The following is a 26,518-nucleotide window of genomic DNA, read 5'->3' on the forward strand; positions in this document are numbered from 1 at the left end:
CGAACTGGCGTCCTACCTGGAAGACCATGGCTGCCCGTGCGAAAACATCATCCAGACCAGCATCGACATGTCGCCCGCCTTCATCTCGGGGGTTACCCAGCATTTGCCCAACGCCCGGATCACGTTTGACAAGTTTCACATCATCGGTCACGCAAGCACTGCAGTGGACAAGATGCGCCGGATCGAGCAGAAGACCGACAAGTCTCTCAAGGGCATGCGCTGGACTTTGCTCAAAGACACAGCCAAGCTCAAACCGGAGGCGGCAGCTGAACTGGATGCGTTGATGGCCAAGATGACCGTCAAACGCACGGCCAGGGCGTGGTCCTACAAAGAGCAGTTGCGTGAGATCCTTGATCGAAAGCAGATCAACGTTGTGCGAACCATGCTGGATCACTGGTGCACATGCGTGATGCGCTCCAAGGTCGAACCGATGAAGGACGTTGCCAAGATGATCCGCGCTCATATGGAAGGCATCGTGGCCTGGGCGCAGACACGCCAGACCAACGGATTCCTCGAAGCCATCAACGGTTTGTTCCAGGCATCCAAGCGTCGTGCGCGTGGGTTTACGCGAATCACAACGATCAAGACTGTCATCTTCTTGATCGCCGGGAGACTCGACTTCCACGCTATCAATCCTCATGCTGGGCAACCCACTTGAAATTCATCAGAGCCTTAATTAATGAATCAAAGAACATCAAAGCAGCATGGATCAGGCTTCAAAGGCCGACGGTCATACGCACGCTGCAAGGCTCAATCGGGAGAGACGGAATGCGGCGCGTGATTTTGTTCAAAAACTGGCAGCCTTGGGCCTGGGCTGCAGCCTGGGTGCACCTGCCTTGACCAAGGGGGCAAACAGTCCAACCCATGACCTGGAGGGGATTGAACTGGTCGTGCCTTTTGGTGCGAATGGCATCACCAGTCAGGTGGCCCGGTACTTCCAAGCGGCGCTGTCCAACATGACCGGTTTGCCAGTCCAAGTGGCGCACCAGCATGGATATACCGGCATGAAGGCGGTGGAGTATGCCGAACGTCACAGCCGTTCGAAGCGCCCCAGTCTTTTGATTGCAGGAGCGGTTGTCTGTACGGCGGGGGTGGTGGCCAGCCCGATGCACAACGTGAGAGCGGTCGATCAGTTCCGCTATGTGGCGTCTCTTTACCGTGATGATCCTGTCTTGATTGCGCGTCAAGAAACAGTCGCAACGCTGGATGATTTGAAGCGTGTGTCATTGGCCAGTCGAAAGTGCGGTATCTCGGGGGTGGGCGCTGCAGGGCATTTGTTTTCGGAAATGATTTCCCGATTGGCGCAGCCATTGGGTGCCTACATGGTCACGCAGGGCGATGCCAATGCGATTGAGCGTGTGTTGAGTGGCGAACTGACGACAGCGATGGTGGACAAAGGCTCGTGTCATCGCTATCTGGACCGAGGCCTGAGTTTTCTGGTCAACATTGGCGATGGGCCGGTGATGAACCACAGAAACCAAGCGGTCGTCACGCTCTCGCAGTTGCTGGGGCACCGACTGAAGGGCTCATTTTTTTATTACTCCTGGGATGCCGTTTTGGCCCCAAGCCATGTGTCGAAGCCACTGATTGAGTCCTTGGCATTGGACTTTCAAAAAATCATGGCCATGCCGGAATACCGCGCATTCAGAGGGGACCGTGGTTTGGCAGCGTTGAATCTGTCGGAGCGGGATTTCTCGCCATTCGTCGCTCAGAAGAGAAAAGTGTGGGAGCAGGCGGTCGAGTTCTTCAACATCAATGCGGAAGAAGCCTTTGCTGGGTGAGCATGGGCTCAAGGCTTGGACGCGCCAGTGTCCTGCGCATCGAGCCGGTTCAACACGGCAGTGCCGCCTGAATATCCCTTGTAGCGGCCATGGCCCGGAAATGATTTTCTGTGTCCCATGCAGAAAGCGCATGGGCGCTCAGTTGTTCTACCAGTTTGTTCATGCTCAACCCACGGCTTTGGGCGAGTGATTTGAGTCGCTGCGCCGTGTCGTCGGGAAATCGGATGGTCAAAGTGCTCATGTCCACTCCTCCAGACATTGCGCGGGTGTCAATACCCGCAGGTTTCCTCAAGGCAACTCGCCTTGACGCAAGTCGCGCAAATTGTGAGTCACGATGGCTTTTGCGCCCCCGCTAGGGCCAATTCGATCAAGTGCTTGTCGCCCTCATCAGGCAAATTGGGACGCCAGCCCGTAGTTCACCGTGACCCAACGGCCTTGCCGAGCCAAAGCGCCCAGAACTTGCAGTCGCTCGACTGCGGTGGTGCTCTTGCCCCACACCGGTCGGGCCAGCAATTCTTGGTACTTCGTCCAGAGTGCATTGCCAAAAAGTGGCTGAAATTGCCTGCTCAATGCCCGTCGAAACATGGTGCGTGATTGGCCACCTATTGATTCGGCACGCTGAAGTTTGAATTTTTTGCGCCGTCACTGCTTATAGATTCGGCCCTATGAAGTCTGAGCCGTGTGTTGTCAGTTGGGAGGATTTTGTGGGAGCTTGCCAGCCAAGCGAAAAGCCAGTGGTCCACACGCGTCTGATCGCCAGCAGGGCTAGCGCCCACAAGGTGCAAGGTTGAAGTCACCCTGCAATCTTCACGGGGCCGGATCAATAGGTACTATCAAGGCGTTTGGCAAGACGCTCCAGGCGGGCTCTCAAACCCCTCGCGCCAGCACCGGAAACAGCTTGTGTAGCCCATCTGCCATCACCTCAACGGCCAGTGCGGCCAGGATCAGGCCCATCAATCGCGTCATCACGTTGATGCCGGTTTTACCCAGAATGCGGGCAATCGGGGTGGCCAGTGAAAAACACAGGGCGGTCGCCAACGCAATCACCACGCCGTAGCCGACCAGGGTGCCCAGTTGGGCGAAGTTCTTGGCTTTTTCGGCGTAAATCACCACGGTGGACATGGTGGCCGGGCCGGTCAGCAAAGGGATGGTCAGCGGCACCACGGCAATGCTGGCGCCGACGGCCGCTTTGGCTTCGGCGTCGTGCACTTCGTCGGCATTGGCGCGGGATTCAGCGGGTTGGGCGTTGAGCATCGACAAGGCAGCTGTCAGCAGCAACATGCCACCACCCACCTGAAAGCTGGCCAGCGAGATGCCAAAAAATTCCAGAATTTGCAGGCCCAGCAAGGCGCTGGCGGCGATCACCACAAAGGCGGAAAAGGACGACACCCATATCGTTCTCTTGCGCTGGGCTCGGCTGAAGCCCTGGGTGTAGTGAATAAAGAAAGGAACAATGGCCAAAGGGTTGACGATGGCCAGCAAGGTGATGAGCGGTTTGAAATCCATGGCCGCATTGTGAAGCAAAGGGTGTGCGCGGTAAGGGCGTTTGAGTTCGCATGTACCATTAGGCATGTTTTTGATGCTTAAAAACTGGGCCCGACGCATCAGGAGTGATGGGGTGATGCTGTGGTTTGCTTGTCGTGACCCTCGCACACCACTCTGGCTCAAGGCGTTGGCCATTTTTGTGGTGGCGTACGCGCTCAGTCCGATTGATCTTGTGCCGGACTTTATTCCGGTGTTGGGCTTTTTGGATGATGTGATTTTGTTGCCCGTGCTGATCTGGCTCATCGTGCGCTATCTGCCTGAACCCATTGCCCGGGACGGGCGCGTCCAAGCCGATGCATGGATAGCCCTGCACCAGACCAAACCCGTCAGCCGTATGGGCCTGTTCTTGGTGTTGGTGGTTTGGGCTCTTGTGGCTTGGGCGCTTTGGCGTTGGTGGGGGAGTGACTGAAAAGGCAGGGTCGCGATTTACGTGTCGGCAGGCGTGCGCCGTCTGAACATGCCCCAGCCTTCCATTTGCAGCACCTTGTCACCGTTTTGCTTGGACATTTCCCACAGGTTGCGTGTCATGCCCACATCGGGGCGTTTGCTCATGGGTTTGGTCTCGAGTACCGTGCTTTGCAGGTGCAGGACGTCGCCCGGAAACACGGGCTTGAGCCATTTGATACCTTCCAGACCCGGCGAGCCCAGGCTGGAGGTGTTGTTCAGGAAGTTCGTCACCATCAGCCGCATGGCCATGGCGCAGGTGTGCCAGCCGCTGGCGGACAGGGCGCCAAAGACCGAGGCTTTGGCCGCTTCATCGTCCAAGTGGAACGGCTGGGGGTCAAACTGGGTGGCAAAAGCGATGATCTCTTCGCGGGTGGGGGTGATGCTGCCCAAATCGCGCACTTGGCCCACGGCCATGTCTTCCCAAAAGTATTTGATTTCGGCCATCAACGGCCTCCCGAAATGTCCAGAAAACTCATGGTGGTGTAGCTGGCGCTGTCCGACAGCAGCCAGACGATGCCCTGGGCCACTTCGTCGGCCGTGCCGCCGCGCTGGGCGGGCACCAGGTGCTGCAGCTCTTTGACCCGGTTGGGCAAGCCGCCCGAGGCGTGGATTTCGGTCTCGATCAGGCCCGGGCGCACGGCGTTCACACGGATGCCTTCCGCAGCGACTTCTTTGGCCAGACCGATGGTGAAGGCGTCAATCGCACCCTTGGCGGCGGCGTAGTCCACATATTGCCCAGGCGCGCCCAAACGGGATGCCGCGCTGGACACGTTGACGATGCTGCCGCCTTCGCCGCCGTGTTGCGTGCTCATGCGCCGCACGGCTTCTCGGGCGCAAATCAGGCTGCCGATCACGTTGATGTCGAACATGCGCTTCCACCGGGCCACGCTCATTTCGTCGACGCGGGCTTTGACGTCGACCACACCTGCGTTGTTGACCAGACCGGTCAGGCGGCCGAACTTGGCGTCGATGTGCTCGAACATGCGCAGCACCTGGGCTTCCTCGGCCACATCGGCCTGCACCGACATGGCTTGCCCTCCCATGGCCCGGATCTGGCGCACTACTTCGTCGGCGGCCAGCGAGTTGGCGGTGTAGTTCACCGCCACCGACCAGCCGTTTTGGGCCGCCAACAGGGCGGTTGCCGCCCCGATGCCCCGGCTGCCACCGGTCACCAACAAGACCTTGTTCATCGCGTAGCTCCTGCAAAAATTCCAGACTGCGGTTACAACCGCTGCTCTTGCAACCATTACACAACACACAAGGAGACCGCATGGGTCGCACAGTGGACTATTACTTCGCCCCGCAAAGCCCCTGGGCATATTTGGGCCACCAACGCCTGGCCGACATCGTGCAGCGCACAGGAGCGACCGTGCGGGTGATGCCCATTGACTTGGGCGGCAAGGTGTTTCCGATTTCAGGCGGCTTGCCTTTGGGGCAGCGTGCGCCGCAGCGGCAAGCCTACCGTTTGGTGGAGTTGCAGCGCTTCAGTGCCCACCTGAATGCACCGCTGAACCTTAAGCCCAAGTATTTTCCCGTGGGGGGCGATGATGCGGCCCGCCTCATCATTGCAGCGGATCTGGCGCAAGGTGCCCCATCGGCCATGAAGGTGGCGGGGGCCATTTTGGCGGCTTGCTGGGCGCAAGAGCGCAACATTGCCGACGATAAAGTTTTGGCCCAGTTGTTGAGCGAGCAGGGCTTGCCCGCCACATTGCTGGAGCAATCGCACAGCCAAGCCGTGCAAGAGCGTTACGAGACATATACCCAGGCGGCCATTGATGCGGGTGTATTCGGTGCGCCAAGTTACGTGATCAGTGGCGAGATTTTTTGGGGCCAGGACCGTCTCGACTTTGTCGAGCGGCTGTTGAGCCGTTGAGAAGGCGCAAGGCGCTGACCGCCAAAGGCCCATCACACAAGCCGTTCAGAGCGCTTGAGCATTGAACGATTCCACTTGCAATACTCACCAAGGAAAATTCATGGGAACGATGATTGAACTGCAAAGCGCAGACGGCACTGTGGTACCCGCCTACGAGGCCCGGCCTGTTGGCACGCCCAAAGGGGCTGTGGTGGTGATTCAGGAGATTTTTGGCGTCAACAGCCACATCCGCGCCGTGGCTGATGGCTATGCGGCCGAGGGTTACCTGGCCGTCGCGCCTGCGGCTTTTCACCGCGTCAAACCCGGGGTGGAGTTGGGTTATGCCGATGCCGACATGGGCGAAGGCTTTGGCTACAAAACCGCGGCGGAGGCATTGCCTGCGCCCGGCGTGATGCAGGACATTCAGGCGGCGATTGACCATGCGGCCCAATCCTCAGGCGGCAAGGTGGGCATCGTGGGTTATTGCTGGGGCGGTTTGCTGACCTGGCGTGCGGCCTGCACTTTGTCCGGCCTGCACTTTGTCCGGCCTGAGCGCGGCGGTGCCTTATTACGGTGGCGGTGTCACCACCGAAGCCGAAACCGCTCGTCAGCCTCGCGTGCCTGTCATGGCGCACTTTGCCGACGAGGACAAGTGGATTCCTTTGGACACGGTCGAGACTTTCAAAACGGCCCATCCTTCGGTCCAGGTGTTCATCTATGCCGCGCACCACGGCTTCAACTGTGACCAGCGCAGCGCCTGGCATGCGCCTTCAGCACAGTTGGCACGGGAGCGCACACTGGCGTTTTTTGCCCAGCATCTGGGCTGATCGCCTGATGTGGTAACGACGCCCTTGGGGCGATTTCACCCACCCGACCGCGCCAGATAACGTTTGCGCCAGAAGACCAGGCCCATGGTCGTGGCAATGGTTCCCATGCCGCCCAGCGTCCACCAAAACGCGCTGGCGGTGTGCAGCCAGGGCATGAATTCGAAGTTCATGCCGAACACGGCCGCGATCAGGTTCAGCGGCAAAAAGATGGCGGTCAGCGCCGTCAGGGTGCGCATGATGTCGTTGGTGCGGTTGCCTTGGGCGTTGAAGTGCATTTGCACCGCCGTTTCGGTGTTGTGCTCCAGGCGCCGTACATGGTGGACGACACGGTCAATGTGCTCCAGCACATCGCGGCAGCGCACCCGCAGCAGCTCGTGTTCGCGCAGCGCGGCCGGGTCTTCGCTGACCACCCAGTCGTCCAGGGTTTCGTTCCAGTTAAGCATGGCCGTGTGCTGGTCGTCGCACAGGTCTTCAAGTTGGTGCAGGGCCAATCGCGCTTGAAGCAGGGCGTCCCAGCGGCGAAAACGTGCGCGGGGATGCAGCAGCTCGGCCTGCCAGTGGTCGAGTTGGCGGCTCAGTTCGCGGCGCAGGTCCAGGTAGGCATCCACCATCTGGCTCACGATGCGCAGCATCATGTCGGCCGGGCTCAAGGGAATGCCCCGAGCCCCGGCCGAGCGGGGGTCGACGTTCAGTGCCTTGTCGCCCGTCGCGTTCAACAGGCGGCTGGCGTAGGCTTCCCGCACGGCGCAGTCGTCGGGGTGCACGCTCAGCAGCACCCGCTCAAACACCGCAAAACCCACAGGGCTGGTGTCGATGCGCTGCAAGATGGGGGGGCCAGGCCGTTTGCCCGGGGCGTGTGGGGTCTTTGTTTCGCTGTGACGGGGTGCGGTGCCCGTGTGCTGCGCCAATCGGCGAAACACCAGCAGGTCATAGTGCGAGGTGAAGTCGTAGCGCGAAGGCAGTTGGCCGTTGAGCAAGTCCGAGACATGCAGGTCCACCAGGCTTTGGCCTGTCAGCTGCTGCAGGCTGGCCTGGATGGCGGGCAAGTGCTGCTCAAAATGCGAGCGGGAAAAAGCCAGCCAGAGAAAGCCTTGCTCAGGCATGGCCTCTGGCAGGGCGGTCTCAGAGCCTTGTGAAGGCCAAGCCTGCACCTGGCTGCCCTGGATGCCGAACACCCGCACACCGGGCACTTCGGCAGGGCTGTGGGCGTCTTTCAATGGGCGGCGATCCAGCGTGCGGCGTCGCGGGCAAAGTATGTCAGCACACCGTCGGCGCCCGCCCGCTTGAAGGCCAGCAGGCTTTCCATCATCACCAGGTCGTGGTCCAGCCAGCCGTTTTGTGCGGCGGCCTTGAGCATGGCGTATTCGCCCGAGACCTGGTAGGCGAAGGTGGGCACCTTGAACTCGTCTTTGACGCGGCGCACGATGTCCAGGTACGGCATGCCGGGCTTGACCATGACCATGTCGGCGCCTTCAGCCAGGTCCATGGCCACTTCGCGCAGGGCTTCGTCGGTGTTGCCGGGGTCCATCTGGTAGACCTTTTTGTTGCTCTTGCCCAGGTTGCCGGCCGAGCCCACCGCGTCGCGGAAGGGGCCATAGAAGGCGCTGGCGTATTTGGCGCTGTAGGCCATGATGCGGGTGTGGATCAGGCCGCGCGCCTCGAGCGCCTGGCGGATCGCGCCGATGCGCCCGTCCATCATGTCGCTGGGCGCGACCATGTCCACGCCCGCTTCGGCTTGCGTCAGGGCTTGCTGCACCAGCACGGCCGTGGTTTCGTCGTTCAGGATGTAGCCGGTCTCATCGAGCAGGCCGTCCTGGCCGTGGCTGGTGAAGGGGTCGAGCGCCACATCGGTCATCACGCCCAACTCAGGAAAGCGTTTTTTCAGCTCACGCACCACGCGCGGCACCAGGCCGTTGGGGTTCATGGCTTCACTGCCTGTCGGGTCCTTCAGGCTGGCGTCGATCACCGGGAACAGGGCCATGACCGGGATGCCGAGTTTCACGCAGTCTTCGGCAACCGGCAGCAGCAGGTCCAGACTCAGGCGCTCGACACCGGGCATGGAGCCCACGGCCTGGCGCTGGTTTTGCCCGTCCAGCACAAAGACCGGGTAGATCAAGTCATGCGCTGTGACCCGGTGCTCGCGCACCAGGTTGCGGGTGAATTCGTCACGGCGCAAGCGGCGTGGGCGGTTGGCGGGGAAGGGGGCGACAGGGTTCATGAATAAATTGTGCCTGAACTTCAAAAAAATGAAATCGCGACAGTTGCCAAGACTGTCGCTTACAGCCATAACTCTACGTTGTTGCTGATTGAACCTGCTAAAAGACTTTAAAAAAATGAAAGTAGCCTTGTTATTGGTTTTGATATTTGATAAATTACGTCCGGGCAGCTTGCTGCCTCCCGCTTTTCCTCCCTGAGCGGGCGCCTTGATGTGTGACAGCAAAAAGGCTTCCTGCCCCCGGCCTCTGGCTGGGGGTTTTTTTTTGCCCTTCGCCGTGACGACTGTGTTGCAGGCCATCCATGACTACACTTGCAGCATGCTCTGGATCAAAGCCCTTCACATCGTTTTCATCGCCAGCTGGTTTGCGGGCTTGTTTTATTTGCCGCGCATTTTTGTGAATCTGGCCATGGTGGCGCCCGATTCGCAGGCTGAACGGGACCGCCTCTTGCTCATGGCGGGCAAGCTGTATCGCTTCATGACGATCCTGGCCGTGCCCGCTTTGGTGCTGGGCCTGTGGTTGTGGCTGGTCTATGGCATAGGCCGTGGCCCCGGCCAGGGCTGGATGCATGCCAAGCTGGCCATTGTGGTGGCTTTGCTGGCTTACCACCACAGCTGTGGCGTGATCTTGCGCAAGTTCAGTGGCGGACAGATGCATCGCAGCCATGTTTGGTTCCGGTGGTTCAACGAGGCGCCCGTGTTGATGATGCTGGCGGCAGTGATCTTGGTGGTGGTCAAGCCTTTCTGAGGGCGCTGCGAGCATGTCAACCCAGCGTAAAACGGCCGCCTGGCCCTTGACCTGGATTTACGGGGTGTTGATCGTCTACGCCAGCCTGTACCCATTTGACAACTGGCGTGTTCAGGGCATTGCCCCTTGGGCGTTTTTAACCGCGCCTTTGCCCCGTTATTGGACTGGTTTTGATGTCCTGTCCAATGTCCTTGGCTATGCCCCCTTTGGTTTTTTGCTGGCGCTGGCCGTGCACCGCACGCAACGGCGCAGCTCGGCCATTGCCCTGGCGACCTTGGCGGCGGCCGTGTTGTCGCTGTTGATGGAGTCGCTGCAAATGTTTTTACCGGTGCGTGTGCCCTCCAATGTGGATGCGGCGCTGAACATTGCCGGGGCTTGGGGGGGCGCGGTGTTGGCCCGGAGCCTGGAATGGGTCGGCTTGATTGACCGCTGGAGCCGTTTTCGTGACCGCTGGTTTGTGCCGGACGCCAGTGATGCCCTGGTCCTGCTGGCAGTCTGGCCTTTGGCCTTGCTGTTTCCTGCGCCGGTAAGTTTTGGCCTAGGGCAAGTGCTCGAGCGCCTGGAGGCGGCCTTGGCCCATGGCCTGGAGGGCAGCCTCTGGATTGAGTGGTTGCCACTGCGCGAGGTGGAGTTGCAGCCGCTCTTGCCGGTCAGTGAAATGTTGTGCGCAGCCATTGGCTTGCTGCTGCCGTGTTTGCTGGCCTTTGGTGTGGTGCGCCAGTGGCGTCAGCGCCTCATTGCGGCCTTGTGGGTGCTGGTGTCGGGCTTTGGCTTCAGCGCGCTGTCGGCGGCATTGACCTATGGACCGGCGCATGCCTGGGGCTGGGTGGGGCAAGAGGTGCTGGTGGGCTTGGGTGTGGCGGCTGTGGGCATGTTGCTGCTGTCCTTTTGCGCCGCACGGGTGTGCTGGGTGCTGGCCTTGGCGGCCCTGGTCTGGCAGCTGGCGCTGCTCAACAACGCTTCGGCCGATGCTTATTTTTCCCTGACGCTACAAACCTGGGAGCAGGGGCAGTTCATTCGTTTTCATGGACTGATCCAGTGGTTGGGCTGGCTGTGGCCCTATGCCTTGTTGGTCTATTTGGTCCGGCATTTGTCGGCATCGGGGCAGAGCCAGAACGTCTGAAAAGGGGCAGGCCTAAAATCTGGCCATGACCTCTGAAAATTCCACTTCCTATTTCAAGCGCCACATCTTTTTTTGCCTGAACCAGCGCAAAAACAACGAAGCCTGTTGCGCCCAGAACAACGCACAAGCGGCCTTTGACCGGTGCAAAAACCGCGTCAAGGAACTCGGTCTGGCAGGCCCGGGGCAGGTGCGGGTCAACAAGGCTGGCTGTCTGGACCGCTGTTCGGGTGGCCCGGTGGCGGTGGTGTACCCCGAAGGCGTTTGGTACACCTATGTGGATCAGGCAGATATTGATGAAATTGTCGAGTCGCACCTGAAAAACGGTCAGGTGGTGGAGCGACTGGTGACGCCAGAACATCTGGGGCGGTGATGAATTCTGCGACCCAATCTTTCATGCTGCAGGGTGCATCGGGGAGCATTGAGGCTTTGCGCGATGCGCCTGCAGAGGGTCAGGTGCGTGGCACCGCAGTCATCGCTCACCCGCATCCCCTGTTTGGCGGCAGCATGCAAAACAAGGTGGTGCAGACCTTGGCGCGGGCCTTTGTGCAGTGCGGCTGGCAGGCGATCCGATTCAATTTCCGGGGCGTGGGCGCCAGTGCAGGCAGTTATGACGAAGGTCGTGGAGAGGTGGCCGACATGCTGGCCCTGATCGAGCAGGTGGCGCCACAGGGGCCGCTGGCGCTTGCGGGCTTTTCATTTGGTGCCTTTGTCACCAGCCATGTGGTCCAGACTTTGGGTGATGCGCGAAGGCCTGAAAAACTGGTGTTGGTGGGCACGGCGGCTTCGCGTTTTGCGGTGGCGCCCATCTCCAGTGATTTGCATGAGCGTACTCTGGTGCTGCATGGTGAACTGGACGACACGGTGCCGTTGTCCAGCGTGATGGACTGGGCAAGGCCCCAGACCTTGCCGATCACGGTGATTCCCGGTGTGGAACACTTCTTTCACGGACAATTGCCGCTCCTCAAAGCCTTGGTGATGCGTCACTTGAGTGCCTGAATCCTTTGGCTGTTTGCCCCCAAGGGCTGGTCCTGTCACGAATGTCATTCATGAAACGTATTTTTCAAACCCTGGCGGCATCACTGCTGGTGGTCATTTCCTTGCACGTTCAGGCGCAGATGCCGCAGGCTCCAGAAATGGCCGCCAAGGCGTATTTGCTGATGGATGTGACGGCCAACCAGGTGCTGGCGGCCAAGGACCCGGACATGTCGGTGGAGCCTGCCTCGCTGACCAAGCTGATGACGGCTTACCTGGTGTTTGACGCCCTCAAATCCCGAAAGATCAATTTGACACAGACCCTTCCCGTGTCTGAGCGGGCCTGGAAAATGCCGGGCTCGCGCATGTTCATTGATCCCAAGATGATGGTGCCCGTGGAAGACCTGATCAAGGGAATGATTGTCCAGTCGGGCAATGACGCGACAGTGGCGTTGGCCGAAGGCGTAGGCGGCAGCGTCGAGCGTTTTGTGCAGATGATGAATGACCAGGCCAAAGCCTTGGGCATGAAAAGCACCGGTTACAAGAATCCAGAAGGACTCACCGCTGCGGGCCATACCACCACGGCGCGTGATCTGGCCACACTGGCGACCCGTTTGATACGTGATTTTCCGGAGTACGTGCCGTACTACGCCATCAAAAAATTCCGCTATGCCGGCACGCCTGCGGCCAACGACAGTAACCGCAACTTGCTGTTGTTCCGTGACCCGACGGTGGATGGGCTCAAAACTGGCCATACCGACGCAGCCGGTTATTGCTTGGTGGCTACGGCCAAGCGGGATTTCCCCCATGTGGGACCACGTCGACTGCTGAGCATCGTGCTGGGCACCAGCAGCGAAAATGCCAGGGCCAATGAAAGCCAAAAACTGCTGAACTGGGGTTACACAGCGTTTGATGCCGTCAAGCTCTTTGACCCGGGCCAGGCTGTGGCGACACCTGCTGTATGGAAAGGCCAGGCACCTGTTTTGAAGCTGGGTGCATTTGGCCCCTTGGTGGTGGCCATCCCTGCAGGCAGCGCCGCGCAAATCAAGACCCAGGTGGTACGGCCTGAACCGCTGGTGGCGCCTTTTACCAAGGGCCAGCTGGTGGGGGCCCTGAAAATTTCGCAAGGCGAGCAAGCCCTGTTTGAAGTCCCTTTGCTGGTGCTTGAATCCGTCGAGCAGGCGGGGATTTTGGGCCGTGCTTGGGATACTGTTCGCTTGTGGATCAAATGAGCGACTGGGGTTCAATTTCTTAAATTTTGGATAACTTGTCACAAGTCTGCCGGGCGGTTATACTGGCGGGCTTTTCCGCTTTTGGGGCGGGGAAGTTTCTTTTGTCTAAATTCAACGTTTAGGGACGTTACAAACAATGCCAACCATCAATCAATTGGTGCGTCAGGGGCGCGAGGTCGAAACGATCAAGTCCAAAAGCCCTGCGATGCAAAACTCTCCACAGCGTCGTGGTGTCTGCACCCGTGTGTACACCACAACGCCTAAAAAGCCTAACTCCGCTCTGCGTAAAGTTGCCAAAGTGCGCTTGACCAACGGTTTTGAGGTCATCTCCTACATCGGCGGTGAAGGCCACAACCTGCAAGAACACTCTGTGGTTCTGGTGCGCGGTGGTCGTGTCAAAGACTTGCCCGGTGTGCGTTACCACATCGTGCGCGGTTCGCTCGACTTGCAAGGCGTGAAAGACCGCAAGCAGTCGCGCTCCAAGTACGGCGCGAAGAAGCCAAAGGCCAAGTAAACCCTGTTGGGTTGAAATTTTTCGGTGCTGTTTCCCGCGTGGCGCGGTGATGCAGCGAAGTGACCCGAAGCCCGGAATTGTCCAGGTGGGTCGAGTAAGTGAGTCGTTTTGAATAACGCTCGCGGTGTCTGAAAAGACGCCAACTGAAGCAATATGAGGTGAAATATGCCACGTCGTCGCGAAGTCCCTAAACGTGAAATCCTGCCGGATCCCAAGTTCGGCAATGTCGAGTTGTCCAAGTTCATGAACGTGATCATGGAAGGCGGCAAAAAAGCGGTTGCTGAGCGCATCATTTACGGTGCCTTGGAAACCATGGAAAAGAAAACAGGCAAAGACCCTGTCGAGCTGTTCTCGATTGCCATCAACAACGTCAAGCCCATGGTGGAAGTCAAATCCCGCCGCGTGGGTGGTGCGAACTACCAGGTGCCTGTTGAAGTGCGCCCTGTTCGTCGCCTGGCCCTGTCGATGCGCTGGATCAAAGAAGCCGCCCGCAAGCGCGGTGAAAAGTCCATGGCCCTGCGTTTGGCTAACGAACTGCTCGAGGCCAATGAAGGCCGTGGCGGCGCCATGAAAAAGCGTGACGAAGTTCACCGCATGGCCGAAGCCAACAAGGCGTTCTCGCACTTCCGCTTCTGATGCATGAGGGCTTCAGGCAGAAGCCCGACACTGTCAGAAGCCAGCCCGCTGGCCCCAAAAGGGGTGGCGGGCTTTGGTACTTAATCATTGGAGAAATTTATGGCTCGCACCACCCCCATCGAGCGTTATCGCAATATCGGTATTTCGGCCCACATCGACGCCGGTAAGACCACCACCACAGAACGTATCTTGTTTTACACCGGCGTGAACCACAAAATTGGTGAAGTGCACGACGGCGCTGCCACCATGGACTGGATGGAGCAAGAGCAAGAGCGCGGCATCACGATCACCTCTGCAGCCACCACCTGCTTCTGGAAAGGCATGGACAGCTCTTTCGACGAGCACCGTTTCAACATCATCGACACCCCCGGCCACGTGGACTTCACCATTGAAGTCGAGCGTTCCATGCGCGTGCTGGATGGCGCTTGCATGGTGTATTGCGCAGTCGGCGGCGTGCAGCCTCAGTCCGAAACCGTCTGGCGTCAGGCCAACAAGTACAAGGTGCCACGTCTGGCCTTTGTGAACAAGATGGACCGCACCGGTGCGAACTTCTTCAAAGTCGTCGAGCAGATGAAGTTGCGCCTGAAAGCCAGCCCTGTGCCGATCGTGATCCCGATTGGCGCCGAAGAAAACTTCACCGGCGTGGTTGACTTGATCAAGATGAAGGCCATCATCTGGGACGAAGCCTCACAGGGCATGAAATTCACTTTCGAAGACATCCCTGCCAACTTGCTCGAGACAGCCAAAGAGTGGCGCGAGAAGATGGTCGAAGCTGCAGCCGAAGCCTCTGAAGACATGATGAACAAGTACCTGGAAGAAGGTGACTTGTCTGAGGCGGAAATCAAGAACGGTATCCGTATCCGTACTTTGGCTTCCGAAATCCAGCCCATGTTCTGCGGCACTGCCTTCAAGAACAAAGGCGTGCAGCGCATGCTCGATGGCGTGATCGACTTCCTGCCTTCACCTCTGGACGTGAAAGCCATCAAAGGATTTGACGAAGACGAAAAAGAAGTCACCCGCAAGGCCGACGACGAAGAGAAGTTCTCTGCGCTGGCATTCAAGTTGATGACTGACCCGTTTGTGGGTCAGCTGACTTTCGTGCGCGTGTATTCCGGCGTCCTGAAAAAGGGCGACACCGTTTATAACGCTGTACGCGGCAAGAAAGAGCGTATCGGACGTATCGTGCAGATGCACGCCAACAACCGTGAAGAAGTCGACGAAATCCGCGCCGGCGACATCGCCGCTTGCGTGGGCTTGAAAGACGTGACCACCGGTGAAACCCTGTGCGATCCAAACTCCGTGATCACGCTTGAGCGCATGGTGTTCCCCGATTCCGTGATTCGTCAGGCCGTAGAACCGAAATCCAAAGCCGACCAGGAAAAAATGGGCATCGCCTTGTCTCGTCTGGCCGCTGAAGATCCATCTTTCCGCGTGCAGACCGATGAAGAATCCGGCCAGACCATCATTGGTGGCCAGGGCGAACTGCACCTAGAAATCATTGTGGACCGCATGAAGCGCGAATTCGGTGTGGAAGCCAACGTGGGCAAGCCGCAAGTGGCTTACCGCGAAACCATCCGCAAGACCGTCGAAGAAGCCGAAGGCAAGTTCGTGCGTCAGTCCGGTGGTAAGGGTCAATACGGCCACGTGGTTCTGAAGGTTGAGCCGCAAGAGCCAGGCAAAGGCTTTGAATTCGTTGACGCCATCAAGGGCGGTGTGGTTCCTCGCGAATACATCCCTGCGGTAGAAAAAGGCGTGATCGAAGCTTTGGGCCAAGGCGTGTTGGCGGGTTACCCCGTGGTGGACGTCAAGGTCACCCTGCACTTCGGTTCGTACCACGATGTGGACTCGAACGAAATGGCCTTCAAGATGGCCGCCATCTTTGGTTTCAAAGAAGGTTGCCGCAAAGCCCAGCCTGTGATTCTGGAGCCCATGATGGCTGTGGAAGTCGAGACACCAGAAGACTACGCCGGTAACGTGATGGGTGACTTGTCCTCACGCCGTGGCATGGTCCAGGGCATGGACGACATGGTCGGTGGCGGCAAGGCCATCAAGGCCGAAGTTCCACTGTCCGAAATGTTCGGTTACTCGACCACATTGCGCTCGATGTCGCAAGGCCGTGCCACCTACACGATGGAATTCAAGCACTATTCGGAAGCTCCGCGTAACGTCGCTGAAGCCATTGTGGCTGCGCGCGCCAAGTGACGTTGTGCGTTAGGCGTTCTGCGTTCAGCGTGAACTCGTCGCTGAACTCTGGACGGTCAACGCCGAACTGAAAAAAACTGTCTGCGATCAAGTGCCACTCTGTGCCCGTGCGGAGTGATCAAGCAACCTGATGCAAACATTAAACCAACACACGGGCATTGCTCTTTTTAAGGATTGAAAAATGGCTAAGGAAAAATTCGAACGGACCAAACCCCACGTGAACGTGGGCACCATCGGTCACGTTGACCACGGCAAAACCACCCTGACTGCTGCCATCACCACCGTGTTGGCTGCCAAGTTCGGCGGTGCTGCCAAAGCGTACGACCAGATCGACGCAGCTCCCGAAGAGAAGGCCCGTGGTATCACGATCAACACCGCTCACGTTGAGTACGAAACAGAAAACCGTCACTACGCCCACGTGGACTGCCCTGGCCACGCTGACTATGTGAAGAACATGATCACCGGTGCCGCCCAGATGGACGGCGCTATTTTGGTTTGCTCCGCTGCTGACGGCCCCATGCCTCAGACCCGCGAGCACATCTTGTTGGCCCGTCAAGTTGGCGTGCCTTACATCATCGTGTTCCTGAACAAGTGCGACATGGTTGACGACGCTGAGTTGTTGGAACTGGTCGAGATGGAAGTTCGCGAGTTGTTGTCCAAGTACGACTTCCCAGGCGACGACACACCGATCGTTCAAGGTTCTGCCAAGCTGGCGCTGGAAGGCGACAAGGGTCCTTTGGGCGAGCAAGCCATCATGAAGCTGGCCGAAGCTCTGGACACCTACATCCCTACGCCTGACCGCGCAGTGGACGGCGCATTCCTGATGCCTGTGGAAGACGTGTTCTCCATCTCCGGCCGCGGCACTGTGGTGACTGGCCGTATCGAGCGCGGCATCGTCAAAGTCGGCGAAGAAATCGAAATCGTGGGTATCAAAGACACTGTCAAGACCACTTGCACAGGCGTTGAGATGTTCCGCAAGCTGCTGGACCAAGGTCAAGCGGGCGACAACGTCGGCATCTTGCTGCGCGGCACCAAGCGCGAAGACGTCGAGCGCGGCCAAGTGCTGTGCAAGCCCGGCTCGATCAAGCCCCACACCCACTTCACGGGCGAGATCTATGTCTTGTCCAAAGACGAAGGTGGCCGTCACACGCCTTTCTTCAACAACTACCGTCCTCAGTTCTACTTCCGTACGACGGACGTGACCGGCGCGATCGAATTGCCAGAAGGCAAAGAGATGGTGATGCCTGGTGACAACGTGTCGATCACTGTGAAGTTGATCAACCCCATTGCGATGGAAGAAGGCTTGCGCTTTGCCATCCGCGAAGGCGGCCGTACCGTTGGCGCTGGCGTGGTTGCCAAGATCATCGCTTAATTCTTTTGTGGCGCTGCAGTGCAAAGGCCTGGCCATTGCGCTGCAGCAAGCAGAAAAACACCACAAGGAATTGACATGTCATCCAAGCAAAAAATCCGCATCCGCCTGAAGGCGTTTGACTACAAACTGATCGACCAGTCCGCTGCCGAGATCGTTGACACTGCCAAGCGCACCGGCGCGATTGTCAAGGGCCCAGTGCCTTTGCCAACACGCATGAAGCGTTTTGACATCCTGCGCTCGCCGCACGTCAACAAGACCAGCCGTGACCAGTTGGAAATCCGTACGCACCAGCGTTTGATGGACATCGTGGACCCCACAGACAAAACTGTGGACGCCCTGATGAAACTCGATCTGCCCGCTGGCGTGGACGTCGAAATCAAGCTGCAGTAATGCGGTTTGGGGTGGACAAAAGACCATCCAAAAACTTGAAACAAGGCCCGATTTGCCAGAAATGGCGAGTCGGGCTATAATTTCAGGCTCACCTCTTTTGGGGTGAGATTTATTAACAGTCTTTCACACACCAAACGTGGCTGCCAATTGAAGTGGACACGGTGAAAGTTTTGGAGAAAACAATGAGTCTGAGCAACTCCCTCGGGTTGCTGGGTCGCAAGGTGGGCATGATGCGTCTGTTCACTGATGATGGGGATGCAGTTCCTGTCACAGTGGTGGATGTGTCCAATAACCGTGTATCCCAGGTCAAAACCCAAGAGAACGATGGCTATGTCGCTTTGCAAGTGACATTTGGTGCCCGCAAGGCATCACGCGTGACTAAGCCTATTGCTGGTCACCTGGCCAAAGCCGGCGTGGAAGCCGGTGAAATTATTCAAGAATTCCGCGTGACCGCCGACACGGCCGCACAGTACGCCGCAGGCGCGACTGTGCCCGTGGCTGCCGTGTTTTCTGTGGGCCAGAAAGTGGATGTGCAAGGCACTTCCATCGGTAAAGGCTTCACCGGCACGATCAAGCGTCACAACTTCAAATCGCAGCGCGCATCGCACGGTAACAGCCGTTCGCACAATGTGCCTGGTTCAATTTCGATGGCGCAAGATCCTGGTCGCGTGTTCCCTGGCAAGAAAATGTCGGGTCACCTGGGCGACGTCACTTGCACTACCCAGAATTTGGCTGTGGTCCGCGTTGACGAAGCCCGTGGTCTGTTGATGATCAAGGGTGCCATTCCCGGTTCCAAAGGTGGTTTCGTCACCGTGCGTCCCGCCGTTAAAGTTAAAGGAGCGAACTGATGCAGCTCGAACTCCTGAACGACCAAGGTCAAGCCGCCTCCAAAGTGGACGCGCCCGAGACTGTGTTCGGTCGTGAATACAACGAAGCCCTGATTCACCAGATCGTGGTGGCTTATCAGGCCAATGCCCGTCAAGGCACCCGCGCCCAAAAGGACCGTGAACAAGTTCACCACTCCACCAAGAAGCCTTTTAAACAAAAAGGTACGGGTCGCGCTCGTGCTGGTATGACTTCCTCGCCTTTGTGGCGTGGCGGTGGTCGGATTTTCCCGAACATGCCCGACGAAAACTTCACCCAGAAGATCAACAAGAAGATGTACCGCGCTGGAATGGCTTCGATCTTTTCGCAGTTGGCCCGCGAAGGCCGTTTGGCTGTGGTGGATTCCTTCAAGGTCGAGACGCCCAAAACCAAGCAGCTGGCTGCGAAGTTCAAGGCCATGAGCCTCGACAACGTGCTGGTGATCGCTGACGAAGTCGACGAAAACCTGTACTTGGCATCGCGCAACCTGATCAACATCCTGATTGTTGAGCCACGTTACGCTGATCCCGTGTCTTTGGTGAACTTCAAGAAAGTCCTCGTGACCAAAGGTGCCATGGACAAACTCAAGGAGATGTTTGCATGAGCGCCGTGAAGTTTGACGAAGGTCGTCTGATGTCCGTGCTGGTTGCGCCCATCGTGTCCGAAAAGGCCACCATGGTTGCAGAAAAATCCAACGCTGTGACATTCAAAGTGCTGCAGGACGCCACCAAGCCTGAAATCAAAGCCGCTGTGGAATTGATGTTCAAGGTCGAGGTCAAAGGCGTGTCTGTGATGAATACCAAGGGCAAGACCAAGCGTTTTGGCAAGACCATTGGCCGCCGCGACAACGTTCGCAAGGCTTATGTCACGCTGCAACCAGGTCAAGAGCTGAACCTGTCCGGGGAGGCCGCGTAATCATGGCTGTCATCAAGATCAAACCGACATCCCCAGGCCGTCGTGGCGTGGTGAAGGTCACCCGTGACCACCTGCACAAAGGTGAAGGCTACGCTCCGTTGCTGGAACCCCAGCACCAGAAGTCGGGCCGTAACAACAACGGTCACATCACAACTCGCCACAAAGGCGGTGGTCATAAGCACCACTACCGCGTGGTTGACTTCAAGCGCAACAAAGACGCGATCCCGGCGAAAGTCGAGCGCATCGAGTACGACCCTAACCGTACTGCGCACATTGCTTTGCTGTGCTACGCCGATGGCGAGCGCCGTTACATCATTGCCCCCCGTGGCATTGAAGCCGGTGCCACCCTGATGTCGGGCGCTGAAGCCCCCATCCGCGCTGGTAACACGCTGCCGATCCGTAACATCCCCGTGGGTTCGACCATCCACTGCATCGAGCTCAAGCCCGGTGCCGGTGCACAGATCGCCCGCTCGGCAGGTGCTTCGGCCACTTTGCTGGCACGTGAAGGCATCTATGCTCAGGTGCGTATGCGCTCCGGTGAAGTTCGCAAGATCCACATCGAATGCCGCGCAACCATTGGTGAAGTCGCCAACGAAGAGCACAGCCTGCGCCAATTGGGCAAGGCCGGTGTCAAGCGCTGGATGGGTATCCGCCCAACGGTTCGTGGCGTAGCCATGAACCCTGTGGATCACCCGCACGGTGGTGGCGAAGGCCGTACCGGCGAAGGCCGTCATGCAGTAGACCCGTGGGGCAACCTCACAAAGGGCTACCGTACCCGTAACAACAAGCGCACACAGGTCATGATCGTGTCGCGTCGCAAGAAGTAAGGGTTAGACAATGACACGCTCTCTCAAAAAGGGTCCATTTGTTGACCACCACTTGTTGGCCAAGGTTGAAAAAGCCGTTGCCACCAAAGATAAAAAGCCCGTCAAGACATGGTCGCGTCGCTCCATGGTTCTGCCCGAGTTCATCGGGCTGACCATTGCCGTTCACAACGGCAAGCAACATGTTCCTGTGTATGTGACTGACCAGATGGTGGGTCACAAATTGGGCGAATTCGCATTGACCCGGACATTCAAGGGTCACCCTGCGGATAAAAAAGTCCAGAAGAAATAAGGAAAGACCATGGAAACACGTGCAGTCCTCCGGGGCGTCCGTTTGTCGGTCGATAAAGGCCGCCTGGTCGCCGATTTGATTCGCGGTAAAAAAGTGGATCAAGCTCTGAACATCCTGACCTTCACGCAGAAAAAAGCTGCGGGCATCGTCAAGAAGGTTCTCGAATCCGCCATCGCCAACGCTGAACACAACGACGGCGCCGACATCGACGAGTTGAAGGTGAAAACCATCTACGTCGAGCAAGGCACCACGCTCAAGCGTTTCACCGCCCGCGCCAAAGGCCGTGGCAACCGCATCAGCAAACCCACATGCCATGTGTATGTGACGGTCGGCAACTAAGCCAGGGAAGAAACATGGGACAAAAAATCCATCCTACCGGCTTCCGTTTGGCCGTCAGCCGTAACTGGTCCAGCCGTTGGTACGCCAGCAACAAAGACTTCGCCGGCATGCTGGCTGAAGACATCAAGGTGCGTGAGTACCTCAAGGCCAAGCTCAAGAACGCCGCGGTTTCCCGCGTGCTGATCGAGCGTCCAGCCAAGAGCGCCCGCATCACCATCTTCTCGGCTCGTCCAGGTGTGGTGATCGGCAAAAAAGGCGAAGACATCGAGTTGCTCAAAAAAGAACTCGCTGCTCGTCTGGGCGTGCCTGTCGCAGTCAACATCGAAGAAGTGCGCAAGCCTGAAATCGATGCCCAGCTGATCGCTGACAGCATCACCCAGCAGCTCGAAAAGCGGATCATGTTCCGCCGCGCCATGAAGCGTGCCATGCAAAACGCCATGCGTCTGGGTGCCCAAGGCATTAAGATCATGTCGGCTGGTCGTCTGAACGGCATTGAAATTGCCCGTACCGAGTGGTACCGCGAAGGCCGCGTGCCATTGCACACCCTGCGTGCGGACATCGACTACGCCACTTCTGAAGCCAAGACCACTTACGGCGTCATCGGCGTCAAGGTCTGGGTCTACAAGGGTGACACTTTGGGTCGCAACGATGCGCCAGCTCTGGCTGAGCCTCGTGCCGAAGAAGAGCGCCGTCCGCGTGGTCCACGCCGTGATGCCCGTCCTGGTGAGCGCCCCGCAGGCGATCGCCGTGGCGGCCCACGTCGGCCCGCTGGCACCAACACAGCACCCACCGACGGCAGCGACAAACCTGCCGGCGCGGGTGGTGATGCCAAACCCGCCGTTAAGCGCGTACGTACAGTCGCCGCGCCAGCTGCAGCAGCTGACGGTCAATAAGGAGTAACAACATGCTGCAACCTGCTCGCAGAAAGTTCCGCAAGGAACAGAAAGGCCGCAACACCGGCGTCGCTACCCGTGGCAACACGGTGGCGTTCGGTGACTTCGGCCTAAAGTCCACAGACCGTGGCCGTTTGACGGCCCGCCAGATCGAATCCGCACGCCGTGCGATTTCCCGTCACGTCAAACGTGGCGGCCGCATCTGGATTCGTGTGTTCCCTGACAAGCCGATTTCCACCAAGCCTGCTGAAGTGCGTATGGGTAACGGTAAAGGTAACCCCGAATACTACGTGGCCGAGATCCAGCCCGGTAAGGTGCTCTACGAAATCGTGGGCGTGCCTGAAGAGTTGGCCCGTGAAGCCTTCAAATTGGCCGCTGCCAAGTTGCCCCTGCGTACCACTTTTGTGGCGCGCATGATTGGCCAATAATTCAGGAGAAACAAGAAATGAACGCTGCTGAATTGCGCCAAAAAGACGTTGCTGGTGTGAAAGACGAAATCAAAGCGCTGCAAAAAGCCCACTTTGGCCTTCGTATGCAAAAAGCCACACAACAACTTGGCAACACCGGTACGCTGAGCCAGACTCGCCGTGCCATCGCCCGAGCCAAAACCATCCTTGCCCAAAAGCAAGCCGCCAAGTAAGGAGTGACCATGACGGAAGCTAAAACATCCCTCAAGCGCACCTTGATTGGCAAGGTTGTCAGCGACAAGCGCGCCAAGACCGTGACCGTGCTGGTCGAGCGTCGTGTGAAACACGCCCTCTACGGCAAGATCGTGGCCAAGTCGAGCAAGTACCACGCGCACGACGAAACAGGTGAGTACCACCTGGGCGACACCATCGAAATCACGGAAAGCCGTCCGATTTCGAAGACCAAAAACTGGGTCGCTACGCGCCTGGTTCAGAAAGCTGCTGCCGTTTAAGCCCTTCAGGCCAACTGCTGCAAACTTTCTGAAAACGACCCACAATGGTGGGTCGTTTTTTTTTACCCTGGCAATATCGCCAAACCACAACAAGGAGCACAACATGATCAAAGTCGGAGACACATTGCCCGCAGCCACATTGATGGAATACGTCGAAGTGGAAGGCAACGGTTGCAGCATTGGCCCCAACCCAGTGGACGTGGCCAAAGCCACAGCGGGCAAGACCATCGCCCTGTTTGCCTTGCCAGGCGCCTTCACCCCCACCTGCTCGGCCAAACACGTACCCGGCTATGTGGAAAATTACGATGCCTTGAAGGCAGCCGGCGTGGACGAAATCTGGTGCGTGAGCGTGAACGACGCTTTCGTGATGGGTGCCTGGGCACGTGACCAGAAAACCGGTGCCAAAGTGCGCATGTTGGGCGACGGCAGTGGCGATTTCAGCAAAGCCACAGGCTTGACGCTGGACCTGACATCGCGTGGCATGGGTTTGCGAAGCAATCGCTATTCCATGCTGGTCAAAGACGGCAAGGTGGCCACCTTGAACGTGGAAGGTCCTGGCAAATTTGAAGTCAGCGATGCGGGAACGCTGCTGGCCCAAGCCAAGGGCTGAGCTGGGTCAACCAGACAAAAAAGGGACCTTAGGTCTAATGCCAGTCAGTTAAGAGCTGACTGGCATTTTTGCTGGGTATTTGGCTGCCTTTGTTTTTACAACCCGAGGGTATGAACCTAAATCCGGCAGTTATCACGCAGATTTGAGACGTTCTGCGGGGAGCCATGGCGGTAGCGGCCAGGTGATGTTCGCCACCACATAGTTCAGGAACGTCTTCCAGCGATCTGCCTGAGGCAACTGCTCCGCAACAGCCCTGACATGACCCAACGCCGCTCGGATGTTGCCGATCAACGCCAGCAGCTTGCCCTTGGCCGCATGCATGGGTGTCAGATACAGCATGGTCTGTCCGGCATGTTTGACAGCCCGGCCCACACCGGCCAGCAATAACGCTCTGCTAGTGATGGCCTCCATTCGTGCGCCCGGCTTGGCCGCCCTGCAGTACCAGCTCCACCAGTTGTAGACCAATGCAACAGCGCGCGCACTGCTCTGGCAGCGCTCAATGTCCTGGGTCGTGAAGCCCCCCCATCCCCACTGATTCTTCAGCTCGTCAAACCCGTTCTCGCAGTCGGCACGGTCACGGTAGAGTTGACCAAAGGCGTCCAGCGCGTAGGCGCTGTTGGTCACCAGCACCGCGTACTCCCAAGCCTGCACGTCCTTGTCTGGCATCAGCAACTCGATCTGCTCGCCTGGCTCATTCTTGGCCTTGCGACTCAGTGCCAAATCCGTTTTGACGGCGCGACGCAAGACAACGACCCGACGCGATTTGTCCCAGCCCGAGAGTTTGAGAGTGTCTTCGACCGCGCTCCAACCTTGGTCGCTGGGGCCGGGCGTACTCCAGTCGTCACGCGCGAACTGGCGTGTCAACAACTTCTTAACCCCTACTGTCTGGCGCAGCTTGAACAGGTAGGGTTGGGCGCGATCCTCCAACTCTGCGATGAAAGGCTCGTTGCCAAAGCCGCAGTCTCCTCGGACCAGGGCAGGGCGCTGCTCGGGCGTGAGTTTGTCCAGCACGCCGATGAGACCCGGTCGCGCTTTGGCCGCGCTGTGCTCCTTGCCGGGTGAGACCACAACGTCCAGCACCAAGCGCAGGCTGCCAACCCAGTACGTGTGCAGCGCGTGGCTGGGGCGCCCGGGTTTATGGGGGTTGTAGCTGACCTGTGCGCCGCTTTGTTTCCCATACAGCGGTTTGATGGTGGTGTCGATGTCCAGTATCCACGGGGTGCTCAATGCAGCTTGCACGCTGCCCATGAGTTGGGGCCCAAGACACTCTTGGCTTTGCTGGGCGCTTATGCGCGAGAGCGAGCGGCGCAGCGCGTCTTCACTGATGATTTTCTTCATCCCCAGAATCTGCGCACTCATGGCATCGCCTCGCAAAGCGGTAATGTGGGCGTAGCGGTTGTGGCCTGCCAGTAACGCCAGTAGCCATGTACCCAGCACATCCCGTTTACTTGGGGCGTTGGGGCTGGTGTAACTTAATGGGCAGCTATCGAGCCAGGAGTCGTACACGCCCGTGGTGGTCAAAAACTCGGCGAAGAACGCCAGTTGTGCATTGGGCGTGGCGCTGGCACCATGGTCCCACTGCACGTGAATTCGCCCCCCTGGGGTGTCCACCGCCATCGCATCCGGGACCTGCGCTTGAACCGCCAGCTGACGCCTTTTTGCTTCACCCATTTGGTGACCTCGATAAATCCGTTGAAACTAGCTCCCAGTCTAGCTTTTAGCCGGTTTACGCACTGTCAACTGCCGGAAATAGGATGAACGTTTACGCCTTGGCGGCAAAACAAATAAATGTGCCTGGTCAAACAACAGCTGCAACCGTTTGGGCAACGTCCCAGCCGACTCCAGGGGCGCAAAACGCAACAGATCAATGATGGCCATACTCGCAACGTGAAAGCCCATACGCAATGGCTCCACCTTCACGTGTGCAGCCATCTGGCGCATCAGTCTGCGCAACAACGTATATGCAATCAGCACGCCCCACAGCTCCTGTCGCACCAGCTGCGGCTGTTTGCTGCGCAGCGTCCATTGCGAACTTTGCAATGAGTGCTTGATCTCCCGAAATCCCAACTCAATCTCCCAGCGCTGCATGTACAGCTTGGCCAGTTCTTTGGCCGGATAGCGACTCGCATCCGTCAGCGATGTGATGAACCGGCGCTTGCGCCCACCCAGCTGCACCTCGATCAAACGGGCTTGCCAATGGCTTGGCAATTTCGGATCGATCTTTCTGGCCGTCGGCGACACTGGCATGCTGACCAAACTGTCATGCTCATCGTGTTGGACGATCACTTCGTGGCGCAAGTTGTCTTTGGCTCGCATCAGCCAGTGCCTGTCTTGTCCCCGCGACTGCCAGTTGAGCAAAAAGGCTGCCGAGAAGTAGGCCCGATCAAACACGGTCAGGGACTGATCGATGTTTTGTAAAACTGCTGCCAGCGTCAGCTCGCCCTGACTCATGGCGCCCATGCGTGCATCGAGCAACTCATGACTGTACGTATCCATCAGGCAGACTGCTCGAATTTGAGGCCACCCACCCGAGCCATGTTGATTGCTGCTGCTGCCCAAGGCCAAGCGGTTGTCTGGGGAATCGGGTGTCGCCCAGACAACGCCATCAACGGCCAGAAGGCACAGGCCCAGCACGCGCTGACAGACGCACTCGCAGGCTGTCCACCCCTGACAAAGCAGGCGAAACAAATGTGCCAAAGGCTCTTCGCCCAAACGTTGGCGCCCGGCAACGGCAGCGCTGGGCACGCTTAAGGGTTGATTGTGCAACGTCAATTGCAGCTGCCTGGCCACGTCCCAGATGGGCTGATTGCGAAAAAGAGCCAATCCGATGACCAGCCAAATAACGTGTTCGGCAGGCAGCTTGCGTCGTCGTATGGAGGCTTTGCCTGTGGCGCTCAGGACTTGGGTAATCCACTGAGGGTCGATAAGGCTGCTGAGTTGATCCAGCCGCTGGGGGGTGCGTTGAAGTGTTTGGGAAAGATCGTTTTGCAGCCAGCTCATGAAAAA

At 58.2% G+C, this 26,518-nt stretch carries 34 protein-coding genes and 1 pseudogene; 26 read left to right on the plus strand and 9 right to left on the minus strand.

What is annotated here, in order from left to right:
• Positions 1 to 658, plus strand: a 658-nt coding sequence (locus tag AMM33_RS16405) for a transposase (protein WP_194945513.1), incomplete at its 5' end; no start/stop codon positions are given.
• A 46-nt stretch (positions 659 to 704) separates the two neighbouring features.
• Positions 705 to 1,781, plus strand: coding sequence for a tripartite tricarboxylate transporter substrate-binding protein (locus AMM33_RS16410; protein WP_194945514.1), 1,077 nt, complete (start codon positions 705 to 707; stop codon positions 1,779 to 1,781).
• A gap of 49 nt (positions 1,782 to 1,830) precedes the next feature.
• On the opposite strand, the gene AMM33_RS16415 is transcribed toward AMM33_RS16410, so the two are convergent.
• The 3 genes from AMM33_RS16415 to AMM33_RS16425 all read right to left on the minus strand — a co-directional run bounded on the left by AMM33_RS16415 (position 1,831) and on the right by AMM33_RS16425 (position 3,287).
• The gene (locus AMM33_RS16415) at positions 1,831 to 2,022 is read right to left on the minus strand and encodes a ribbon-helix-helix domain-containing protein (protein WP_228768194.1); all 192 of its coding nucleotides are present in this window, start codon (positions 2,020 to 2,022) and stop codon (positions 1,831 to 1,833) included.
• A gap of 146 nt (positions 2,023 to 2,168) precedes the next feature.
• Complete coding sequence (locus tag AMM33_RS22525; protein ID WP_228768195.1) at positions 2,169 to 2,366, minus strand: hypothetical protein; 198 nt, start codon at positions 2,364 to 2,366, stop codon at positions 2,169 to 2,171.
• 282 nt (positions 2,367 to 2,648) lie between these two features.
• Positions 2,649 to 3,287, minus strand: coding sequence for a MarC family protein (locus tag AMM33_RS16425; RefSeq protein ID WP_090142418.1), 639 nt, complete (start codon positions 3,285 to 3,287; stop codon positions 2,649 to 2,651).
• A gap of 115 nt (positions 3,288 to 3,402) precedes the next feature.
• Here AMM33_RS16425 and AMM33_RS16430 point away from each other — a divergent pair, with 115 nt between their 5' ends.
• A complete protein-coding gene (locus AMM33_RS16430; RefSeq protein WP_228768196.1) occupies positions 3,403 to 3,735 on the plus strand; it encodes a YkvA family protein in 333 nt (110 codons plus the stop codon).
• 17 nt (positions 3,736 to 3,752) lie between these two features.
• Here the strand turns inward: AMM33_RS16430 and AMM33_RS16435 are convergent, their stop codons facing one another.
• Both AMM33_RS16435 and AMM33_RS16440 read right to left on the minus strand, forming a co-directional pair.
• The gene (locus tag AMM33_RS16435) at positions 3,753 to 4,217 is read right to left on the minus strand and encodes a MaoC family dehydratase (protein ID WP_090142377.1); all 465 of its coding nucleotides are present in this window, start codon (positions 4,215 to 4,217) and stop codon (positions 3,753 to 3,755) included.
• Positions 4,217 to 4,963: an SDR family oxidoreductase gene (locus AMM33_RS16440; RefSeq protein ID WP_090142378.1), complete on the minus strand. Its 747-nt coding sequence runs from the start codon at positions 4,961 to 4,963 to the stop codon at positions 4,217 to 4,219. The genes AMM33_RS16435 and AMM33_RS16440 overlap by 1 nt, the downstream gene beginning before the upstream one ends.
• An 80-nt stretch (positions 4,964 to 5,043) precedes the next feature.
• Here AMM33_RS16440 and AMM33_RS16445 point away from each other — a divergent pair, with 80 nt between their 5' ends.
• Together AMM33_RS16445 and AMM33_RS16450 are read left to right on the plus strand one after the other, a co-directional pair.
• Positions 5,044 to 5,646, plus strand: coding sequence for a 2-hydroxychromene-2-carboxylate isomerase (locus AMM33_RS16445; protein WP_090142379.1), 603 nt, complete (start codon positions 5,044 to 5,046; stop codon positions 5,644 to 5,646).
• 100 nt (positions 5,647 to 5,746) lie between these two features.
• A pseudogene (locus tag AMM33_RS16450) lies at positions 5,747 to 6,452 on the plus strand (dienelactone hydrolase family protein).
• Between the two features lie 35 nt (positions 6,453 to 6,487).
• Here the strand turns inward: AMM33_RS16450 and AMM33_RS16455 are convergent.
• On the minus strand, positions 6,488 to 7,633 hold the full coding sequence (locus AMM33_RS16455) for a magnesium transporter CorA family protein (RefSeq protein WP_369802467.1): 1,146 nt from the start codon (positions 7,631 to 7,633) through the stop codon (positions 6,488 to 6,490).
• Positions 7,634 to 7,665: 32 nt separating this feature from the next.
• On the minus strand, positions 7,666 to 8,670 hold the full coding sequence (gene hemB, locus AMM33_RS16460; RefSeq protein ID WP_090142380.1) for a porphobilinogen synthase: 1,005 nt from the start codon (positions 8,668 to 8,670) through the stop codon (positions 7,666 to 7,668).
• A 316-nt stretch (positions 8,671 to 8,986) separates the two neighbouring features.
• Between hemB and AMM33_RS16465 the strand changes: the two genes are divergently transcribed.
• From AMM33_RS16465 to AMM33_RS16565, 21 genes are all read left to right on the plus strand, one after another.
• Entirely contained in the window at positions 8,987 to 9,415 is a 429-nt protein-coding gene (locus AMM33_RS16465) for a CopD family protein (protein ID WP_090142420.1), read from the plus strand.
• Positions 9,416 to 9,428: 13 nt separating this feature from the next.
• Positions 9,429 to 10,538, plus strand: coding sequence for a VanZ family protein (locus tag AMM33_RS16470; protein WP_090142381.1), 1,110 nt, complete (start codon positions 9,429 to 9,431; stop codon positions 10,536 to 10,538).
• 25 nt (positions 10,539 to 10,563) lie between these two features.
• Positions 10,564 to 10,908, plus strand: a complete 345-nt coding sequence (locus AMM33_RS16475) for a (2Fe-2S) ferredoxin domain-containing protein (protein ID WP_090142382.1) — start codon at positions 10,564 to 10,566, stop codon at positions 10,906 to 10,908.
• Positions 10,908 to 11,534, plus strand: a complete 627-nt coding sequence (locus tag AMM33_RS16480; RefSeq protein ID WP_090142383.1) for an alpha/beta hydrolase — start codon at positions 10,908 to 10,910, stop codon at positions 11,532 to 11,534. Before AMM33_RS16475 ends, AMM33_RS16480 begins: the two co-directional genes overlap by 1 nt.
• A gap of 50 nt (positions 11,535 to 11,584) precedes the next feature.
• Positions 11,585 to 12,742, plus strand: coding sequence for a D-alanyl-D-alanine carboxypeptidase family protein (locus tag AMM33_RS16485; protein WP_194945515.1), 1,158 nt, complete (start codon positions 11,585 to 11,587; stop codon positions 12,740 to 12,742).
• A 136-nt stretch (positions 12,743 to 12,878) separates the two neighbouring features.
• Positions 12,879 to 13,256, plus strand: coding sequence for a 30S ribosomal protein S12 (gene rpsL, locus AMM33_RS16490; RefSeq protein ID WP_011466063.1), 378 nt, complete (start codon positions 12,879 to 12,881; stop codon positions 13,254 to 13,256).
• A 165-nt stretch (positions 13,257 to 13,421) separates the two neighbouring features.
• Complete coding sequence (gene rpsG, locus AMM33_RS16495; protein ID WP_062406807.1) at positions 13,422 to 13,892, plus strand: 30S ribosomal protein S7; 471 nt, start codon at positions 13,422 to 13,424, stop codon at positions 13,890 to 13,892.
• A gap of 99 nt (positions 13,893 to 13,991) precedes the next feature.
• On the plus strand, positions 13,992 to 16,094 hold the full coding sequence (gene fusA, locus AMM33_RS16500) for an elongation factor G (protein WP_090142385.1): 2,103 nt from the start codon (positions 13,992 to 13,994) through the stop codon (positions 16,092 to 16,094).
• 181 nt (positions 16,095 to 16,275) lie between these two features.
• Positions 16,276 to 17,466: an elongation factor Tu gene (tuf, locus tag AMM33_RS16505; RefSeq protein ID WP_053172486.1), complete on the plus strand. Its 1,191-nt coding sequence runs from the start codon at positions 16,276 to 16,278 to the stop codon at positions 17,464 to 17,466.
• A 75-nt stretch (positions 17,467 to 17,541) separates the two neighbouring features.
• A complete protein-coding gene (gene rpsJ, locus AMM33_RS16510) occupies positions 17,542 to 17,856 on the plus strand; it encodes a 30S ribosomal protein S10 (RefSeq protein WP_019426908.1) in 315 nt (104 codons plus the stop codon).
• Positions 17,857 to 18,038: 182 nt separating this feature from the next.
• Complete coding sequence (gene rplC / locus AMM33_RS16515; RefSeq protein WP_090142421.1) at positions 18,039 to 18,704, plus strand: 50S ribosomal protein L3; 666 nt, start codon at positions 18,039 to 18,041, stop codon at positions 18,702 to 18,704.
• Positions 18,704 to 19,324 (plus strand): 50S ribosomal protein L4, encoded by a 621-nt coding sequence (gene rplD, locus AMM33_RS16520; RefSeq protein ID WP_019426906.1) that lies wholly within the window; start codon positions 18,704 to 18,706, stop codon positions 19,322 to 19,324. Before rplC ends, rplD begins: the two co-directional genes overlap by 1 nt.
• The gene (rplW, locus tag AMM33_RS16525; protein WP_090142386.1) at positions 19,321 to 19,635 is read left to right on the plus strand and encodes a 50S ribosomal protein L23; all 315 of its coding nucleotides are present in this window, start codon (positions 19,321 to 19,323) and stop codon (positions 19,633 to 19,635) included. Before rplD ends, rplW begins: the two co-directional genes overlap by 4 nt.
• Positions 19,636 to 19,637: 2 nt before the next feature.
• Positions 19,638 to 20,462, plus strand: a complete 825-nt coding sequence (rplB, locus tag AMM33_RS16530) for a 50S ribosomal protein L2 (RefSeq protein ID WP_019426904.1) — start codon at positions 19,638 to 19,640, stop codon at positions 20,460 to 20,462.
• Positions 20,463 to 20,472: 10 nt separating this feature from the next.
• Complete coding sequence (rpsS, locus tag AMM33_RS16535) at positions 20,473 to 20,751, plus strand: 30S ribosomal protein S19 (protein WP_005796963.1); 279 nt, start codon at positions 20,473 to 20,475, stop codon at positions 20,749 to 20,751.
• Positions 20,752 to 20,760: 9 nt separating this feature from the next.
• Positions 20,761 to 21,090 (plus strand): 50S ribosomal protein L22, encoded by a 330-nt coding sequence (gene rplV / locus AMM33_RS16540; protein ID WP_019426902.1) that lies wholly within the window; start codon positions 20,761 to 20,763, stop codon positions 21,088 to 21,090.
• A 14-nt stretch (positions 21,091 to 21,104) separates the two neighbouring features.
• A complete protein-coding gene (gene rpsC, locus AMM33_RS16545) occupies positions 21,105 to 21,983 on the plus strand; it encodes a 30S ribosomal protein S3 (protein ID WP_090142387.1) in 879 nt (292 codons plus the stop codon).
• An 11-nt stretch (positions 21,984 to 21,994) separates the two neighbouring features.
• Positions 21,995 to 22,411 carry a 50S ribosomal protein L16 gene (gene rplP / locus AMM33_RS16550; RefSeq protein ID WP_053172815.1) on the plus strand — a complete coding sequence of 139 codons (417 nt, stop codon included), beginning with the start codon at positions 21,995 to 21,997 and terminating at the stop codon, positions 22,409 to 22,411.
• 17 nt (positions 22,412 to 22,428) lie between these two features.
• A complete protein-coding gene (gene rpmC / locus AMM33_RS16555; protein ID WP_053172813.1) occupies positions 22,429 to 22,623 on the plus strand; it encodes a 50S ribosomal protein L29 in 195 nt (64 codons plus the stop codon).
• Between the two features lie 9 nt (positions 22,624 to 22,632).
• Complete coding sequence (gene rpsQ / locus AMM33_RS16560) at positions 22,633 to 22,902, plus strand: 30S ribosomal protein S17 (RefSeq protein ID WP_090044304.1); 270 nt, start codon at positions 22,633 to 22,635, stop codon at positions 22,900 to 22,902.
• 103 nt (positions 22,903 to 23,005) lie between these two features.
• Entirely contained in the window at positions 23,006 to 23,512 is a 507-nt protein-coding gene (locus AMM33_RS16565) for a peroxiredoxin (protein WP_090142388.1), read from the plus strand.
• A gap of 132 nt (positions 23,513 to 23,644) precedes the next feature.
• On the opposite strand, the gene AMM33_RS16570 is transcribed toward AMM33_RS16565, so the two are convergent.
• The gene (locus tag AMM33_RS16570; protein ID WP_090142389.1) at positions 23,645 to 25,183 is read right to left on the minus strand and encodes a transposase; all 1,539 of its coding nucleotides are present in this window, start codon (positions 25,181 to 25,183) and stop codon (positions 23,645 to 23,647) included.
• Positions 25,184 to 25,222: 39 nt separating this feature from the next.
• Positions 25,223 to 26,512 (minus strand): IS4 family transposase, encoded by a 1,290-nt coding sequence (locus AMM33_RS16575; RefSeq protein ID WP_090142390.1) that lies wholly within the window; start codon positions 26,510 to 26,512, stop codon positions 25,223 to 25,225.
• Positions 26,513 to 26,518: the final 6 nt, after the last annotated feature.

Source organism: Limnohabitans sp. DM1, from assembly GCF_001269385.1.
Taxonomy (GTDB): Bacteria; Pseudomonadota; Gammaproteobacteria; order Burkholderiales; family Burkholderiaceae_C; genus Limnohabitans_A.